The organism is Rhodoglobus aureus (genome assembly GCF_039527955.1).
Taxonomy (GTDB): Bacteria; Actinomycetota; Actinomycetes; order Actinomycetales; family Microbacteriaceae; genus Rhodoglobus; species Rhodoglobus aureus.
Map to the genome: position 1 here is coordinate 1 of NZ_BAAAKW010000023.1, position 15,550 is coordinate 15,550.

Genomic DNA, 15,550 nt, shown 5'->3' on the forward strand with positions numbered 1-15,550 from the left:
CACCGGTCGACAGTCTGGCGGTCTCCCCGCCCGACTGTGTTCCAACTGCGCGGCATATCCTCACGGGCTACACCGGCGGAGGCTACTCCGCCGACGTTGACCGTCGACGGGCGCTTGCACAGCTCGTCAGCGCCACACACTGTGCACCACGGCGTGGGAGAAGACATGCTCGCAACTGCGAGCTCCTGAACCACCTCGCAGTGCGAGCAGCGATAAGTATAAATGATCATGAGTAGAACTCGTCAGGGCCGGTCTTGATGAGCTCAATCTGATCCTTGTCGTGCCCGAAGATGAGCTCGGCGCCAGTTCGATCGGCGATGCCGCGCAGCTTGTGCACGGACTCGAGCCACATGCGGTTGTCCCACACGATCGGCGAGCCCACGATGGGAGGTCCGTAGCTATCCTTGAGGTAGATCGCATCGGACGTGAAGATTTTTGTGCCGTCGTTGGGCAGGTCGAGCTGCAGCGACATAGTTCCCCAAGTGTGGCCTGGCGTATTTATCAGGTGAACACCCTCCACCAGATCGACGTCTCCGGGCGTGCCCTCGAGGGGAAGGCCGAGGAACTCGGAGACGAGGTGAGCGCCGTCCACGGTGCCCTCGATCGTCTTGACTCCGGCGATCTCGTTGTTGTTCGCGATGATGCGAGTCTTCCCGTTGTCGAACATGCGAGCGTTTCCGACGTGGTCGTAGTGCAGATGGGAGAGCACGAGAACATCGATGTCCTCCGGTGCAAGCTCAAGGCTCGCGAGCCCTGAGTCGAGCCATCCGGTCGTCGCATTGACGTCTTCGGTGACCGGGAAGTAGTCGTTGAACCCCGCCGGCGCCCACTGCTCTTCCCAATTCCTGGGCAGCCCAGTGTCCCACAAGATGCGGCCCTCCGGGTGCTCGATGAGCACCGCATGGGTCGGATAGTGCGACCAGATGCGGGGGTCATCCTTATGGTAGCGGTCGATGAACGTATCGCCCTTCCTCAGGAGGAACCACGAGAGGTCGCCCTCGAGTGTCCCGGTCCTCAGTACATGCACTTTCATTTCAGCAGTCACTAGTTGTGTCTCCTCAATCTCAGTTGACCTCATGTCGCACATTGCGAGGTGTCGGTATATCGTATGACAATCCGATTGTCTAAGAAAGACTTGTGCGGGTCGGGTTTAGCCTCTATAGTCAGTTTTTATTGCAGGATTGTCTTACAAACAGGCAAGCTGACAATGTCTACCTGAAGCGCACCAAAGATACGCACGGCGACGACGCCGAGGCGCGAACTCAAAGAGGAGAGACAGTGAACCACACGCAAACAGCATCGTCGTCCAGGCGACGCAGTCGGTCGATTATCATGGTCGCGGCCATCGCAACAGCGGCGGCTATCGCACTTGCTGGCTGTTCGAGCGGCGGTGACTTCCAGGATCCCGGCGCGACGAACTCGTCTGACGACGTCGTGAGCCAGCTCGCTTCGGACCTCCAGCCCGCCTACGCCAATCTCGGCCAGCCGGTCGGGGCTACCCCGTACACCGGTGACTGGAAGCCCCGCGGAGATGCGCCGTGGACCATTGGCTACGCGAGCCCCTATGACGGCAACTCCTGGCAGGCGGCCGCAAAGGCGCGTCTCTTCGATGACCTGCTCAAGACTTACCAGGACGCTGGCCTGATCAAGGACGTGATCATTACGGAGTCCGGGTTCGACGACTCCGTGCAGAACCAGCAGATCCGCCAGCTCGTCGACCAGGGCGCAGACCTGATCATCGCGTGCTGCTCGAACACGACATCGCTCAACCAATCGATCGAGTACGCGTACAAGCAGGGTGTGCCGTTCGTTAGCTACTCCGGCTATGTCACGTCGCCGTACGCGATCAACACGTCCGCCAACTACCACCAGGCAGGATTCGCCTCTGCCGATGCGATCTTCATGAAGATCGGTGGCGAGGGCACAGTCCTCGATGTTATCGGTGTCGCGGGAGCAGCGTCTTCCGATAGCTTCGATGCTGGTGTTGCTGCGGCGGCAGCGAACTACCCAGGTATCAAGCTCGTGGGTCAGGTCGAAGGCGCTTGGGCTGACACGGTCACGAAGACCGAGGTGCAGAAGTTTCTCGCGACGAACTCGGAGCCGATCGCAGGGATGATCGTTCAGCCTGGTTCGGCGACTGGTGCATTGCAGGCGCTGCAGGAGTCCGGTCGTCCGATCGTTCCGATCAGCATTGCCGGTGAGGCAGGAGCGCTCTGCTACTGGATTCAGAACCCCGACTTCGTGGATGTCGCATTCAACGTGTGGCCGCCCGGAAACGAAATGCAGCTCGGCTTTGAGGTCGCGGTGCGCACGCTCGAGGGCCAGGGACCGAAGATCCAGTCCATAGTCCGCGAGGTCTCGCCGATCACGTCTGAGTTCGCTCTCGACAAGCTCGGTGCCGACTGCGACGTGAACTCCAATGCCTGGATCGAGCCGTCAGTAGACGACTGGTTCTCGACCGCCACCCTTGACAAGTTCTTCGAGGACCCGTCGGACCCACTGGCATTCAAGCCGTAACGTGCGCCGTCAACCTAGTCGAGTGAGGTAACTGAAGTTGGCCAAGTCCAGTTCAGCGGCATCCCCACCCCCGGCAGCAACGCCCGGGGTGGGGGCCGCCCCCATAGTCAGCNCGTTCGGTGAGACCCGGGCACTGCGCGGCGTCTCCTTCGCGGCGCGAGCCGGTGAGATCCACGCCATTGTCGGCGAGAATGGCAGCGGCAAGTCGACGCTCGCAAAGGTCATCTCCGGCATCGTGCTTGCCGACGCAGGTGAAGCGAAGGTAGACGACCAGCGCATCGGCGATCCCGTTGCAGCTCTGCGGGTTGGCGTTGCCACAGTGTTCCAAGAGGTGCTTGTTGCCGAAGGAGCCACAGTGGCCGACAACGTTTTCATGGGCATGCAGGGCCCGTGGCGGGCGAAAGTGTCCCGCAAAGACAAGATCACCCAGACTGCCGAGCTTCTCGGTCGCCTCGTGGGCAGCCCGGTCGACCCGCTCGGGCCCGTCGAGGCCCTGCCCCTGGCAGCCCGGCAGTGGGTGACCATCGCCCGCGCCCTGGTGCGAAACCCCCGGGTCGTGATCTTCGACGAGTCGACTGCGGCCCTCGATCTCGACAGCGCCACCCGTCTGCACGGCGAGATGCAAAGACTGCGAGCGGAAGGGGTGTGCGTCATCGTGGTCACCCACCGCATAGCCGAGCTCACCCACTTCGCGGACCGCGCGACAGTATTGCGCGACGGCACGGATGTCGGCGTGCTCTCCGGGGGCGAGATTACCCTCGACCGACTGCTCTTCCTGATGTCGGGCGTCGAGCCGGGCGAAGCTGGCGCTTCACGCGACTCTGCCGCGCGGCGCGCGTCGATCACGCGCACGGAACCCGTGCTCGCGGCGACTGACGTGAAAATCGAGGCAGCCTTTGCCCCCTCCAGCCTGGAGATCTTCCCCGGCGAGATCGTCGGTTTCGCCGGCCTTGATGGTCAGGGCCAGGCCGAGTTCATCCAAGCGCTCGCCGGCGTTGGCGACATTGCCGCGGGCGAGATCAGCGCGGGTTCCGTGCGGATAAGGGGCTTGAAGGCTGCGGTTTCCGCGAGTGTCTCCTATGTTTCAGGAGACCGTCGCAAAGAAGGTATCTTCACGAATCTCAGCATCTTCGAGAACTTCGCTATGCCGTTGTTCACGTCGTTCCGCAGGTTCGGCTTCATCGATCGCAGCGCACTCGCCGCGGAGTACCGTGTGCGAGCGGAGGGCTTGGCCCTGCGCGCCGGATCCCCAGACGATCTCATTGGATCGCTCAGCGGCGGTAACCAGCAGAAGGTCATCATCGCCCGCGTGCTCGCCCAAAAACCGAAAGTCGTGGCACTCAACGATCCCGCGCGTGGCGTTGACATCCGCACAAAACGCGAACTGTACCAGCAGCTTGAGGAACTCGCGGTGCATGGTGCCGGCATCATCTACCTCTCCACCGAGATCGACGAACTTGTGGGCTTCTGTGACCGCATAGCCATCTTCCGCGACGGAGCCTTGTTCGGCTGGCTCGAGGGAGACCAGATCACGTCCGACCGCGTGCTTGCCGCGATGTTCGGTCACCTTGAATCCGACTTCCACGTCCAAGACGCACTGGCAGGACAGTAATGAGAACACCATTCACCAAGGGACTTTCCGCAACGTCGTACTCCGCGACGGCATGGGTGCTCCTCATAGCTCTCCTTTCCATCGCCGCAGTGCGGGCGCCGTACCTGTTCTCAGACGGTGGCGCTGGCAGCCTCATCGTGACGTCCACTCCGCTTGTGCTTGCCGCCATGGCGATCACTGTGACTGCGATTGTCGGGAGTGGAGTCGATCTTTCGGTCGGCCCGCTCATGGTCTTCGTGAACGTGTGCCTCGTGCGGTTCCTCTTCGATAACCAGATCGGCTCTCCTTTGATTGTCGTGCTCGTGGCCCTTGGCCTCGGTGTTGCAGTTCAGGTTCTCCAGGCGATCATCATCACGGTGGCCCGCATCGAGCCGGTCATCGTGACCCTGAGCGCCTTTCTCGCTCTCTCGGGTCTCAACCTCGTGATTCTCGACAAGCCGCAGGGCCAGGCACCGCGCTGGCTCGCGACCTGGGGGTCTGGATTCGAGGCGATCAACCCGATGACCATCCTGCTACTCATCAGCATCGCAGCATGGGTGCTTGTCTCCCGCACACCGTTCTTCGCGAACATCCGCCTCGTTGGGGCTAATCCGCGCACTGCCTTCGTCAGTGGCATCCCGATCGTGCTCACCCGTATCGGTGCGCACGTGATTGCCGGGCTGTTCATCGGTGCGGCTGGGCTTGCGTACACGGGCATGATCGCGTCGGGTAATCCGGGGCAAGGCGACACCTACACGCTCGCGGCAATCACTGCCCTCGTGCTGGGTGGAACGAGCCTTGCAGGCGGGCGTGGCGGAATCCTCGGGACCGTCCCCGGCGCGCTCGCGGTGGCAATGATCTCCTTCACTCTGACGACGTTCTCGCTCGGCGCCCTGTCGGGCTTCGTCACCCAGCTCACGTATGGACTCATCCTCGTGCTTGCGCTTACCTCCGGCATCCTCGTTCCCCGCATCATCTCGGCTCGGAAGGCGGCAAGGGCATGAGCACCAAGACAGTCGCTAGGCCAGGAGCCTTGGCTTTTCTCAAGTCGCGCCGAAACATCGCGCTCGGCCTCGCCCTGCTCGTCGCCCTTTTCGTCATCGGTTCGATCACGGTTCCTGGGTTTCTCTCTGACGTGAATGTGCGCTCGATGCTCCTCCTTGGTGCGTTCCTCGGGTTGGCCTCGGTGGGGCAAACAGCGTCTGCTCTCCTGGGTGGGCTCGATCTCTCGATCGCCTATGTGATCGGGGCTGTGAACATCCTCATGGTGTTCCTCATGAGTCTGGGAGTTCCGGCGGGGCTTGCGATAGTCACTCTGCTCGGGGCCGGTCTCGTCATTGGGGCGATCAACGGCATGCTGAGTTTTAGGCTCCAGAACCAGTCCCTCGTGGTCACGCTAGGTGTCGGCTTCGTGGTCGTTGGCCTCGCCCAGGTGCTGGTGAGCCTCGGAGTGAAGGGCACAAGCGCATCGGGTCAGATTCCCAAGTGGATGTCGAACTTTTCCTCGGTCAATGGCACTACTTTCGGGCTCCCAGTTCCGCCGATCGTCGTGGTGTGGGTGATTCTCTCGGTCGCAATTATCGCCCTCATGCGCACGACGTGGTTCGGCCGCAGCATCTACGCGCTTGGCGGCAACCGCAGCGCGGCACGGCTCATGCTGATCTCGGAGCGCTCGCGCTGGATCTCGGTCTACGCGATAAGCGGCCTGTTCAGCGCCGCGACGGGTATCGTGCTTCTCGGCTTCAGTGGCGGCAGTTTCGTGCATGTGGGAGATCCGTACCTCTTTCTGACTGTTGCGGCGGTCGCGGTCGGCGGTACGTCGCTACTCGGTGGGCGCGGCGGCTACGGCAGCACGATTCTTGGTGTGCTGGTGCTCATGGTGCTCCAGTCCCTTCTAGTCGGCTACGGCCTCAACAATCCGGCCCAGCAGTTCGTGCTTGGTCTGCTCATTGTGCCGCTCGTGGGCTTCTACGCGCGAAACCCCCATATCCGGAACCAGATCTAAGACAGATTAAACAGAACTAAAGGAGTCAACTATGATCACCCCGACCGGGCGGATTGCCTACATGGAGGCGCCCCGCCAGCTTGCCTACGCTGAGTATCCGCTGCCCGAACCCGGGCCCGGCGCCCTGCTCGTCGAAGTGCTTCGCGCCAACGTGTGTGGCTCTGAGCTGCATATTTGGAACGGCAAGCACCCCGTCAAGAAGCGCGGCGGTCTCGGCCACGAGATGGTCGCGCGCATCGTGGCGGTCGGCGACGGTGTCACTGTCGACGCACGCGGCGAGGCAATCGGCATCGGCGACCGCGTCGTGTACACCTACTTCCAGACCTGCCAGCAGTGCGCTCGCTGCCTCGACGGCCAGCCGAACCTGTGCGACAACGCGTACACGTTCTTCGGTCGCCAGCCCGAGGAAGCGCCGCATTTTCACGCAGCGTTCGCGACGCATTACTACGTGAACCCCAAGCAGCACGTGTTCAAGGTTCCGGACAGCGTCGGCGATGCGGTTGCGGCTGGCGCCAATTGCGCTCTCTCCCAGGTGATCTTCGGCCTCGACCAGATTGAGCTTCGCTACGGCGAGACGCTCCTGATCCAGGGCGCGGGAGGGCTCGGCCTCAACGCCATAGCCGTGGCCAAGGAGCGCGGGGTGCGCGTCATAGTCGTTGACGCTGTACCAGTGCGCTTGCAGCAGGCCCTCGCGTTCGGCGCCGATGACGTCGTAGACATCACCGCGTTCCCGACCCCAGAGCTGCGCCTCGAGCGACTGCTCGAACTCACTGACGGTCGTGGCGCAGACGTCGCGCTCGAAGTGACGGGTGTACCCGCCGCATTCGAGGAGGGTCTCACGCTGGTCCGCCGTGGCGGACGCTACCTCGTGATGGGTAACCTCTCCCCAGGAAGCACCGTGCCCTACGACCCGGGCCTCATGACCCGTCGTGCCATCACGGTCAAGCATGTTGACCGCTACGAGGCGCGTTACCTGTGGCAGGCGCTGGAGTTTCTGCGCGATCACAGCGATACGTACCCGTTCGAAAATCTCGTTGACGCGGTGTTCAATCTCAACCAGGTCGAACTCGCGCTCGAAAAATCTCTCAATCGCGAAGTCACTCGGGCTTCGATAGCTATCTCTGGAATGGAGTAACCATTGTCTGTTGAAGACATCGCGGCGGCGAACACGCGCCTCTACGCCGAAGGCCTCGTCATCCGCAGGGAGGTGCTTGGCGACGCCTATGTCGACAAGTCCCTCGATCGCGCCCGTGGCACTGACAGCGAGGCGCTGCAGCAGCACGTGACGCGCACTGTGTGGGGTTCGGTATGGACAAGACCAGGACTTGATCGTCGAAGCAGGAGCCTGCTGAACGTTGGAATTCTCACAGCGATGAGCCAGCTGCACGAGTTGAGCGTTCACATCACAGGCGGCCTGCGCAACGGGCTAACCCGTGAGGAGATCGTGGAGGCAATCGTGCAGGCTACTGCCTACAGCGGCGCACCCCTCGGCCTGGCCGCAATGCGGGTAGCCCAGGATGTATTCGACGCGCAGAACGAGGCCGCCCAGTGACCGGCAAGCTCGACAACTGGATAGCGGGGGTCTCAGTCGCGCCCGCCGGAGGGCGGTACGAGCAAGCGACAAACCCCGGTACGGGAGGGCCGTCCGCCCTCGTTGCATCTGGGGGCGCAGAAGATATCGCGGCAGCAGTCGCGGCGGCGAAAATCGCGGCAGCCGGATGGAAGCGCTACCCCTCGGCCAAACGCGGAAGACTCCTGCACGCGCTAGCGACAGCGATCCGTGCATCCGCCGACAAGTTCGCCGACCTCGAGATCGAAGACACCGGCAAGCCCCTCGCAGTGGCGCTTGCGGAGATCGAGAACTCGGCGGCGTACTTCGAGTTCTACTCGGGCCTCGTGAACCTGCCGATTGGCGAGACCCTCGATGTCGAGCCAAACCACCACATCTTCACGCGGCGCGAACCGTTTGGCGTCGTCGGCATCATCACCCCGTGGAACGTCCCGCTCAACCAGGCCGCCCGCGCCTGCGCCCCAGCGTTTGCGTCGGGCAACGTCGTCGTCGCGAAGCCTGCCGAGACGTCGTCGCAGACGACCGTGCTGCTCGCGAAGCTCGCTACCGAGGTTGGCTTTCCTGATGGCGTCTTCAACGTCGTGCTCGGTCGCGGGTCGGTCGTCGGAACTGCGATAGTCAGTCATCCGGACGTCCGCAAGGTCGCGTTCACGGGTTCGGTCGAGACCGGGCGCCTGATCGGGCACATCGCCGCGGAACGTCTCATCCCCCTTACGCTCGAACTCGGCGGCAAGTCCGCGAACATGGTGTTCGCGGATGCAGACCTCGAGTTCGCAGCGACCGAGGCCGTGCGTGCTTTCTCGGGCAATGCCGGTCAGGTCTGCTCGGCTGGCACGCGCCTCTTGGTGCAGCGCGAGATTCACGATGAGTTCCTGGCGAGAGTCGTCGAGGTTGCCTCTCGGATCCGACCCGGCGCGGATATGGGCCCGCTGATCACAAGGACCCAGTTCGACCAGGTCAAGGAATACTTCGAGCTCGCCGCCGCCGAGGGAGCGAAGCTTGAGCTGGGTGGATCGGATGTCGTCTACCCCGAGCTCGACGGTGCGTTCTACGTGGCTCCGACCATTTACTCGGGCGTTGACAACGGCATGCGAATAGCGCGCGAAGAGATTTTCGGCCCGGTGCTCGTGACTATCCCGTTCGACACCGAGGAAGAGGCGATTGCGATAGCCAATGACTCTGATTTCGGCCTTATCGCAGGGCTGTTCACGAAAGACATCTCCCGCGCACTGCGCGTCTCCGACGCCATTGAGGCGGGCCAGGTCTTCATCAACTCGTGGTCGACTGGCGCCGTGCAGACGCCGTTCGGTGGTCACAAGAACAGCGGATACGGGCGGGAGAAGGGCATCGAGGCGTTGCACCACTATACGCACGTCAAAACAGTGGTGGTGGTCTACTAGGAGCGCGGAAGGTGCCTCTTCGGCGAGAACGCGGAGGTGACCAGGTCCCTGAGCGCTTCGAGTGATCCGTCGACGAGGCCGTGCTCGCTGGCCCGTACGAGGACGTTGCCGGTGGCATTCGCCTCGACGGGGCCGGCAAGCAAGGGAATCACAGAGCGGGTGGCAACGAGTTGACACAGCAGCTCGTTCTGCTAGCCGACACCCGCATGTGGACCAACGAGACCGACTTGCCCGAGAGGTCAGACGCGGTGCGTGTCGAACACGGAGACCGGTGAAGTGATTATGGATGCCGCATATTTGAGCCGATGGTTAGTTCGCCTAGCGAAAACGTCCGACCGAGTTATGACGATTCCAAGGTTCAACCTGCTTCCTTCGCGCCGGTCATGATGTTCACACGGGGGGCCTTATAACCCGGCCGGGATTTTATGTTCTAGGCTGTTGTGGCCTTGTTTTGGTGCCTGGCTGGCTCGCCCATCGTTTACTCATCGTTTACTCGGGGACTTGAATCGTATGCGCCGGGATATAAGGGGCATCTACGTGGCCGCCGCTCTCCGAAACTCGCATAGTTCCGCGATGTTTTCTGTCCCTAGGTGCCCCGCTGAGGCCCGCAAAAAAGGGACGACACCTAAGAGCAGGTTGGGGCTCGAATCCCTCCAGGGGCGCCCTACAAATCATTGGGAAAGACACTTGTCGGGATCGAGAAAACCATTGAGCAGCTAGAGAAGAACGGTTGGCAGGTCCATCGAATTGACGTCGATAGCTAGCTGGCGCCAGCCCCGAATCAGATTGTAGACTCCTATCGAAGCGAGACTACGACGATCGTGATGATCGCAGGCAAGCGCCGCTCACTTCGGATCACTCAGAGTCGCTCATTCGGTTCCAGATCACTACCGACTGGCTCGTGCGCTGCGCGCGCTCGAGCGAAACGACACTGACCATAAGCTCCTCGGTACGGCAAAGAAGATCCAGTGTCACAGGTCGAGGTGAGACCCATCTCCGTCGTAGTTGACATGTCGGAGGTCGCTGTCATAATCGAGGGCCTATGGGTAGCGAAAACGTAAAAAAGCAATCAGAGTCGAAGGTACCCTTCGACATCTCTCGGGCTCCGCTTGGGTTCCGGGCGGCTTCTGCTCTCGTTTGTGAACTTTCGAAGCTTGATGACCGCTTCGAGCGGCACTACCTCGAGATAAAGAGTGATATTGATCCATCCAAGAATGAGCTTGCGAAGATCGCTAAGTACATCCTTGGTTCCGCAAACCGTATGCCCGAGAGGGCTGCGACTGCCTTCGAAGGCTACGGGGTGTTGGTTATTGGAGTTGCTCCAGGGAAAATTACTGGTGTGCCATCGATCGAGATTCTCGAGATCGACAAAGTAGTCAGCGCTTATATCGGCCCAAACGGTCCACAGTGGGATCTCATTCACGTGCCGGTCGTGGACTCCACGAACACGGTTCTAGTGATACTTGTGGATCCGCCGCAAGACGGACAAGACGCATTCATCTGTCGCAAAGAGGGCGACAACCTTATGAACGGACGCATCTACTTTCGTGCTGACGGCGAAACTCGCGAAGCACGCGCTAGCGAGGTAGACCTACTTCTCGAACGTGGCAAGAGGTCGGCAGCCGCTGAAATTGGCTTTGATGTTGAAGTGCTCGGCTACGCCAATCCGGTGGAGATCGACGAGCAACGCACACTCGAGACGCACATCCTCAACACTGTTGAGGGTCTCTTGCGAGCGCTGCCACAGCCAGAACCCAAACCAAAATCGATACTCACAGACGATGGGAAGCGCCAGAGAGAGACTGAGCGAAAGACTGCGCTCGAAACTGGCAGGCTCGATGCTTCCCTTAACCCTTCCTCCGTAAGTGCACTTTCGGAGGCGCTCAAGCCGAGCCTTGCAGCAGCTGACGCTATGTCGCAGCAAATAAAACCCCACCAGACTGCGATGGCTAACATGGCTGGCGAACTTGCCGTGTTACAGAAATCGAGCGCGCTGAATTCGTTCAATATAACCGATCCTGAGAAACGAACTGAGGAGCAGTACCGAAAGGCGATTGAACAGTGGGAAGGCAAACTTCGTAAGGCTTGGCCGCAAGCGGTCGGTACCCTGACCGCGTATGCACTCGATGCTGTCTCGATCCGCGTAAAGAACAAGGCAAAAACATTTTTCCGCGATCTCGAATTGAAGATCCACGTCGAAGGAGACATTGACGGCCTCGACTGGTTGGACGGCAGCGACGGCAGCAGCGCTCACCGCCTCGACTTGCCTGAACCGCCACGAGTGTGGGGTCCTACTCAGCGATCAATGGTGGGCCGCGACTTCTTCCAGCCGCAGTACATGCAGTACACTAGCGTGCCGTCGATGTACCGCTCACCACTCAATTGGAAGAACGGCGGTTCGGTCGATGTCACCTTGAAAGTCGGTGAACTTCGGCCGCTTGGGGAATACCTCTTTGACGACGAAGAACTCGTTCTAGTGCTCCCGCTCACACGTGACTCTCGCGTCAAGGGGACCTGGCAGATCACCGCGAGCGGTCACGACGAGATTTATGCAGGCGAATTGCAGGTCGAAGTTGGCCCGCCTGTTGATCTGACAAAGCTTATGCGGCGTCTACTCCTGCTCGACTCGAACTAACCAATTAAGCTGACTTCCGTCGTGGTGCTTTGGCTCGCATCTCAACACCCGCCCGGTGCAGCGCCCGAAGTACCGTGCTGTGTGACAGCTGGTGTTTCTGCTCCAGCTCGGCCGTTGTCATTCCGGCCTCATAGTCCCGAACCATCATTTCTTCTTGGTCCGAAGTAACCACGTGCTGGCGAACAACGACGTTTCGTTCGCGCAGCAGTCGTATGAGCGCAGATGGTGCAACACTGCACTCGTTGGCGAGGGATCGGGCACTCTCGCCCGCTTCGTGTCGACGCACGATGTCATCGATCTGATCAGCCCCAAGTTGCGCCGATAGGCGGTGTACCTGGTAGACGGGTGGCTCGGAAGTTGTCTCTCTTAACCCCTGCTGTTGGGCTAGTCCCCGCAGCTTTTCAGGGGTGAGCCCCACCTCTGAATTGTTTGACAAGAGGTAGATCATGCCACCGTTTCGTGATTTGCAAACCACAACGCAAGGCTGAAGAAATGTAATAGAGCCCACACTGGCGCGACAGCAAAAAGTGGCGAGCCCAGCCACGTGCCTAACGAAAGCAGAGCCTAGCCACCCGCCTCGACGATCGCTGGACATCCAATTCTTCGAATTGAAGGGGTCAGCTCTCCAACTCAAGCATTGTCCGCCAAGCGGTATTGAGCCCCTCGGTGATGTCGACTCCTGCCACGCCCGCTCGAACCTTGCCAATTCGAATTAGTGTGCTGTTCGTGTGGGAGGTAAACCTGCCGTGCGCTTGAATTTCCTCCGGAGTCCACTCGTACGCGGCATCGATTGTGTGCGTACTCGCATTAGCAAGGATGAAAACACAAATGTCGAAATCGGTCGATCGGATCGAAGAGAACACTGCGGAAGGGCGGGTGCCTTCTCGAACGTTCCGAACCTTGACTTGCACACGCCGGCCGTCAACGGAAATCAGATCGTAGGATTTCTCTGAATTTGAAGCCAGCTCGCCTTCGTAATAGGTGGCGCAGGCGTACTCGGCCAGATCACCGATTGGGGCATTGTTTGTACGCACTAACCCGCGCCGACCGAGTTCAACGAGCAAGGCGGTGTAGACGTGAAGGATTTCGCCCACGGTTAACAATGTCGGATCGAACCCAGGGGCGTTCGGCGAAGCGCTTGGAGCGAGTGCTTGCCGAACCGCCTCTGACTGGGTCTGCGATAGATCCCAGTGCTCTCCGAGTTCGGCCTTTGAACGGAACTCTTGTTTCCGCAACCACGCGCGCACGCGTTTTGCATCAACGTGAAGCTCGGTTGCGAGCGCCGCAGGCGTGGTGGTCTCGGTCGAGGAATCCATATTTCGACTGTACATGGGCAGCCCGCACTGGCTGGATGTGCCCGTCGCGGTATTCCGTGTGGAAAAGTTTCGGGCTTAGTCTGGAATCCGGTTCGAGCCTCCGCCAAAGTGCCCAATGATTACAAGGCCACTAGAATTAAATGAAACGGCCACAACGGGCGGTTTCATTCTTTGAAACCGTATTGTTCATTTAATTGATTGACGGCGGAGATCGTGATGAGATCTTTCCGTTTACAGTCGGTCGTGACGGAATGTTCGGCCGCTGATAGTGGCCGATTTTCCGTTAACGACGAATTAGCCTGCTTTTGGGCAGGCTGAATTGTCTCGGTGAAGCGGTAGCGGTGTCTGGGTTTGGGCGCTGGTTACCCGGGTGGTGCGGCGGCCCGAGTGGTGACCAGGCGGGCCAGAGGGCGCTCGTTCTCGTCTTTTCGACGGCGTGTGCGGAGCGGCTTCTCGATGGCTCTATCTCTGAGTTTCAGGATGAATGTGGCTATTGAGCGCAGGTTGAATGAGCTGATGGCGCGGGCCGTGAGGAGGTAGTTCGAGCTGAATCCTCGGCCGGAACGTTTCTTGGGGTTTCCCAGGTCTTCTTGGTTGGAATCTTTGAAGCGCGAGTTGGACGCTTCGACGAGGTTGCGCATGCCGTAGTAGCTTGCCCACGCGTCGCTCTTGTAGGCGAGCCGTTGTAGGTGCTTGAGGGGCTGGAGGCGACGTGTCTTGCCTCCGGGCTCCCGAGACTTCATGGTTGTCTCCGGAATCATCAACGGGACCATGATGCTGTTTTTGCCGTTGAGCGGAGTGTGCGGCACGGGGGACCCGGTTGGATATGTGAACCGTTGGTAGCCGTCAAGGTCGGGCAGACCCTTGGCAATCATGCGGTAGGCGCTGCGGTAGGCGCTGCGGTTGTGCAGGCGAGCAACGAGCGTGGCGTGTTGCTGGTCGTAGTTGATGACGAATTCGACCCCGGCTTTGCGGGCAGGGATATGGAACGTTTCGACTCGACCGTTGTTGTAGGCGCGGTCTGCCATGACGAGAAAGCGGTCAAGGCCGAAGGCAGCCTTGTGTCGCTCAATGAGCTTCATCCCATGCCCGGCGAGCTCGCCGGGCTTATGGAAGCTGATGGCGGTGACGACCGATGGGAACAGCTCACTTTCAGAAGGGCGATTCCAGACTGTTGTTGCTGTTTCGACTTCGTGCCCGGCGATATCGGTTTTCGCGCCCTTGCCGTCGTGGTTATCACCGCGACAATTTGGATGAAATACGGTGGTCAGAGCCCGATTGGGGGTACAGTTTCTTCAGTACACTCGACCTGGCTGTAGGCGTAAGGCCGTCGGAGCTTAACGAAATGGAGCAACACCATGGCAACACTTCTCTGGATCATTGCGGCAATTCTCGTTATTTCTGGCATTGTCGCGATCTTTCGCCGCCAGCTCATCTGGGGCATTGTGCTCATCGTCGTGGGACTGCTGGTTGGTCCAGGTGGTGTGAGCCTCTTCACTTAAGGCCGCGGACCAGCGCGGTATGGAGCGCACGCCGAGTCCTGTGCTTCCCGACCGGGAGCGTGGGTCAGTAGTCGCTGCGTTGGCTGTGTGGTGAGTCGCGGTGCAATGATTCCGCGCTTTTGCTGGTGACAGGGTGTGGCAGGGGGAGGCGCTCAGGGCTGATGCTGTCGTTCTGCGTCCCCAAGACCGGGTGTTGCGCGTCTCACCCTCTGCCGGATCCTTCGTCTGCGGGCTCAGAGGAGGGCCGACCAGCGCCCCGTTCCGGCTGCACTACGAAACCAACCGGGACAGGCCCGCGATCGGGGCAGCCGCTCGGTGGATCACTCGTGACCAGATCATTTGCATCTAAGAGCTCCTCGGTAGCAACAGCTTCGGCATAGCCGGGGACTGCTGAAGGTTTGGTTGATTCTTTGACCTGCCCCATTGCCTGGTTACCCGTTCGGGTTTGAAGATCAGGCGGGGATGGATGTTTGATTGAAGCGTAGCTCGTGCTCGATCGGGGTCGAGTATCCGAGCTGCGAGTGGCGGCGTTGACGGTTGTAGAAGATCTCGATGTAGTCAAAAATCGCGTTCGCCAGATCGAGGCGGGTCCGCCATTTCTTTCGGTTCAGGAGTTCGATCTGCATTGATGACCAGAACGATTCCATCATTGAATTGTCGTAGCAATCACCGATCGTGCCGAACGAGGGCATCAGCCCGGACGCTCGGATCTTGTTCGTGAACGCCCAGGAGGTGAATTGGACTCCGTGGTCGGCATGGACGATCCCTCCCGGTGCCGGCTGTCGGTTTTTGATCGCCATGTCTAGAGCGTTGACGACAAGGTTCGAGTCCTGGGTATTGTCGATGGACCAGCCGACGATTCTTCGGGAGAAGGTGTCCATCACGGCGCAACAGAAAATTTTCCCTTCTCTCGCTTGGATTCCAGCCATCGTTGCAACACCGGCTTCTTAGCTGGCTTTCAGTAAAGCATCTAGGCGCTCGGCTGGGGTGTCCCAGTCGAGCGTTTTGCGTGGG

Annotated in this window: 13 protein-coding genes and 1 pseudogene; 9 read left to right on the top strand and 5 right to left on the bottom strand. The window is 60.2% G+C overall.

The genetic code is table 11. The features are described 5' to 3' along the window. Positions 1-226 precede the first annotated feature (226 nt). Entirely contained in the window at positions 227-1,045 is an 819-nt protein-coding gene (locus ABD112_RS06085) for an N-acyl homoserine lactonase family protein (protein WP_343924124.1), read from the bottom strand. A gap of 233 nt (positions 1,046-1,278) precedes the next feature. Between ABD112_RS06085 and ABD112_RS06090 the strand changes: the two genes are divergently transcribed. From ABD112_RS06090 to ABD112_RS06125, 8 genes are all read left to right on the top strand, one after another. Continuing rightward, positions 1,279-2,517 carry an ABC transporter substrate-binding protein gene (locus tag ABD112_RS06090; RefSeq protein WP_343924126.1) on the top strand — a complete coding sequence of 413 codons (1,239 nt, stop codon included), beginning with the start codon at positions 1,279-1,281 and terminating at the stop codon, positions 2,515-2,517. 88 nt (positions 2,518-2,605) lie between these two features. Then, positions 2,606-4,129 carry a sugar ABC transporter ATP-binding protein gene (locus ABD112_RS06095; RefSeq protein WP_425563805.1) on the top strand — a complete coding sequence of 508 codons (1,524 nt, stop codon included), beginning with the start codon at positions 2,606-2,608 and terminating at the stop codon, positions 4,127-4,129. After that, positions 4,129-5,112, top strand: coding sequence for an ABC transporter permease (locus tag ABD112_RS06100; protein ID WP_343924130.1), 984 nt, complete (start codon positions 4,129-4,131; stop codon positions 5,110-5,112). Before ABD112_RS06095 ends, ABD112_RS06100 begins: the two co-directional genes overlap by 1 nt. After that, positions 5,109-6,113: an ABC transporter permease gene (locus ABD112_RS06105; protein WP_343924132.1), complete on the top strand. Its 1,005-nt coding sequence runs from the start codon at positions 5,109-5,111 to the stop codon at positions 6,111-6,113. The genes ABD112_RS06100 and ABD112_RS06105 overlap by 4 nt, the downstream gene beginning before the upstream one ends. Positions 6,114-6,144: 31 nt before the next feature. Continuing rightward, positions 6,145-7,248, top strand: a complete 1,104-nt coding sequence (locus tag ABD112_RS06110) for a zinc-binding dehydrogenase (RefSeq protein WP_343924134.1) — start codon at positions 6,145-6,147, stop codon at positions 7,246-7,248. A 3-nt stretch (positions 7,249-7,251) separates the two neighbouring features. Continuing rightward, the gene (locus ABD112_RS06115) at positions 7,252-7,665 is read left to right on the top strand and encodes a carboxymuconolactone decarboxylase family protein (protein WP_343924136.1); all 414 of its coding nucleotides are present in this window, start codon (positions 7,252-7,254) and stop codon (positions 7,663-7,665) included. Further along, entirely contained in the window at positions 7,662-9,083 is a 1,422-nt protein-coding gene (locus ABD112_RS06120) for an aldehyde dehydrogenase family protein (RefSeq protein WP_343924138.1), read from the top strand. Before ABD112_RS06115 ends, ABD112_RS06120 begins: the two co-directional genes overlap by 4 nt. Before the next feature lie 1,042 nt (positions 9,084-10,125). Continuing rightward, positions 10,126-11,718, top strand: a complete 1,593-nt coding sequence (locus tag ABD112_RS06125) for a hypothetical protein (RefSeq protein ID WP_343924140.1) — start codon at positions 10,126-10,128, stop codon at positions 11,716-11,718. 4 nt (positions 11,719-11,722) lie between these two features. On the opposite strand, the gene ABD112_RS06130 is transcribed toward ABD112_RS06125, so the two are convergent. From ABD112_RS06130 to ABD112_RS06140, 3 genes are all read right to left on the bottom strand, one after another. Beyond that, positions 11,723-12,154: a hypothetical protein gene (locus tag ABD112_RS06130; RefSeq protein WP_343924142.1), complete on the bottom strand. Its 432-nt coding sequence runs from the start codon at positions 12,152-12,154 to the stop codon at positions 11,723-11,725. A 181-nt stretch (positions 12,155-12,335) separates the two neighbouring features. Beyond that, positions 12,336-13,034, bottom strand: a complete 699-nt coding sequence (locus ABD112_RS06135) for a DUF6998 domain-containing protein (protein ID WP_343924144.1) — start codon at positions 13,032-13,034, stop codon at positions 12,336-12,338. Between the two features lie 362 nt (positions 13,035-13,396). Continuing rightward, on the bottom strand, positions 13,397-14,116 hold the full coding sequence (locus tag ABD112_RS06140; RefSeq protein WP_343924146.1) for a hypothetical protein: 720 nt from the start codon (positions 14,114-14,116) through the stop codon (positions 13,397-13,399). Positions 14,117-14,392: 276 nt separating this feature from the next. Here ABD112_RS06140 and ABD112_RS06145 point away from each other — a divergent pair, with 276 nt between their 5' ends. Next, positions 14,393-14,536, top strand: a complete 144-nt coding sequence (locus ABD112_RS06145) for a GPGG-motif small membrane protein (protein ID WP_343924148.1) — start codon at positions 14,393-14,395, stop codon at positions 14,534-14,536. A 452-nt stretch (positions 14,537-14,988) separates the two neighbouring features. Here the strand turns inward: ABD112_RS06145 and ABD112_RS06150 are convergent. Then, positions 14,989-15,447, bottom strand: a pseudogene (locus ABD112_RS06150) (IS3 family transposase); the annotation flags it as partial. Between the last annotated feature and the right edge of the window lie 103 nt (positions 15,448-15,550).

What these genes read in the sequence shown, in the direction of transcription:
- ABD112_RS06100 (WP_343924130.1), top strand. Translation starts at nt 4,129, where the DNA reads ATGAGAACACCATTCACCAAGGGACTTTCCGCAACGTCGTACTCCGCG.
- ABD112_RS06105 (WP_343924132.1), top strand. Translation starts at nt 5,109, where the DNA reads ATGAGCACCAAGACAGTCGCTAGGCCAGGAGCCTTGGCTTTTCTCAAG.
- ABD112_RS06110 (WP_343924134.1), top strand. Translation starts at nt 6,145, where the DNA reads ATGATCACCCCGACCGGGCGGATTGCCTACATGGAGGCGCCCCGCCAG.
- ABD112_RS06125 (WP_343924140.1), top strand. Translation starts at nt 10,126, where the DNA reads ATGGGTAGCGAAAACGTAAAAAAGCAATCAGAGTCGAAGGTACCCTTC.
- ABD112_RS06135 (WP_343924144.1), bottom strand. Translation starts at nt 13,034, where the DNA reads ATGGATTCCTCGACCGAGACCACCACGCCTGCGGCGCTCGCAACCGAG.
- ABD112_RS06140 (WP_343924146.1), bottom strand. Translation starts at nt 14,116, where the DNA reads ATGAAGCTCATTGAGCGACACAAGGCTGCCTTCGGCCTTGACCGCTTT.
- ABD112_RS06145 (WP_343924148.1), top strand. Translation starts at nt 14,393, where the DNA reads ATGGCAACACTTCTCTGGATCATTGCGGCAATTCTCGTTATTTCTGGC.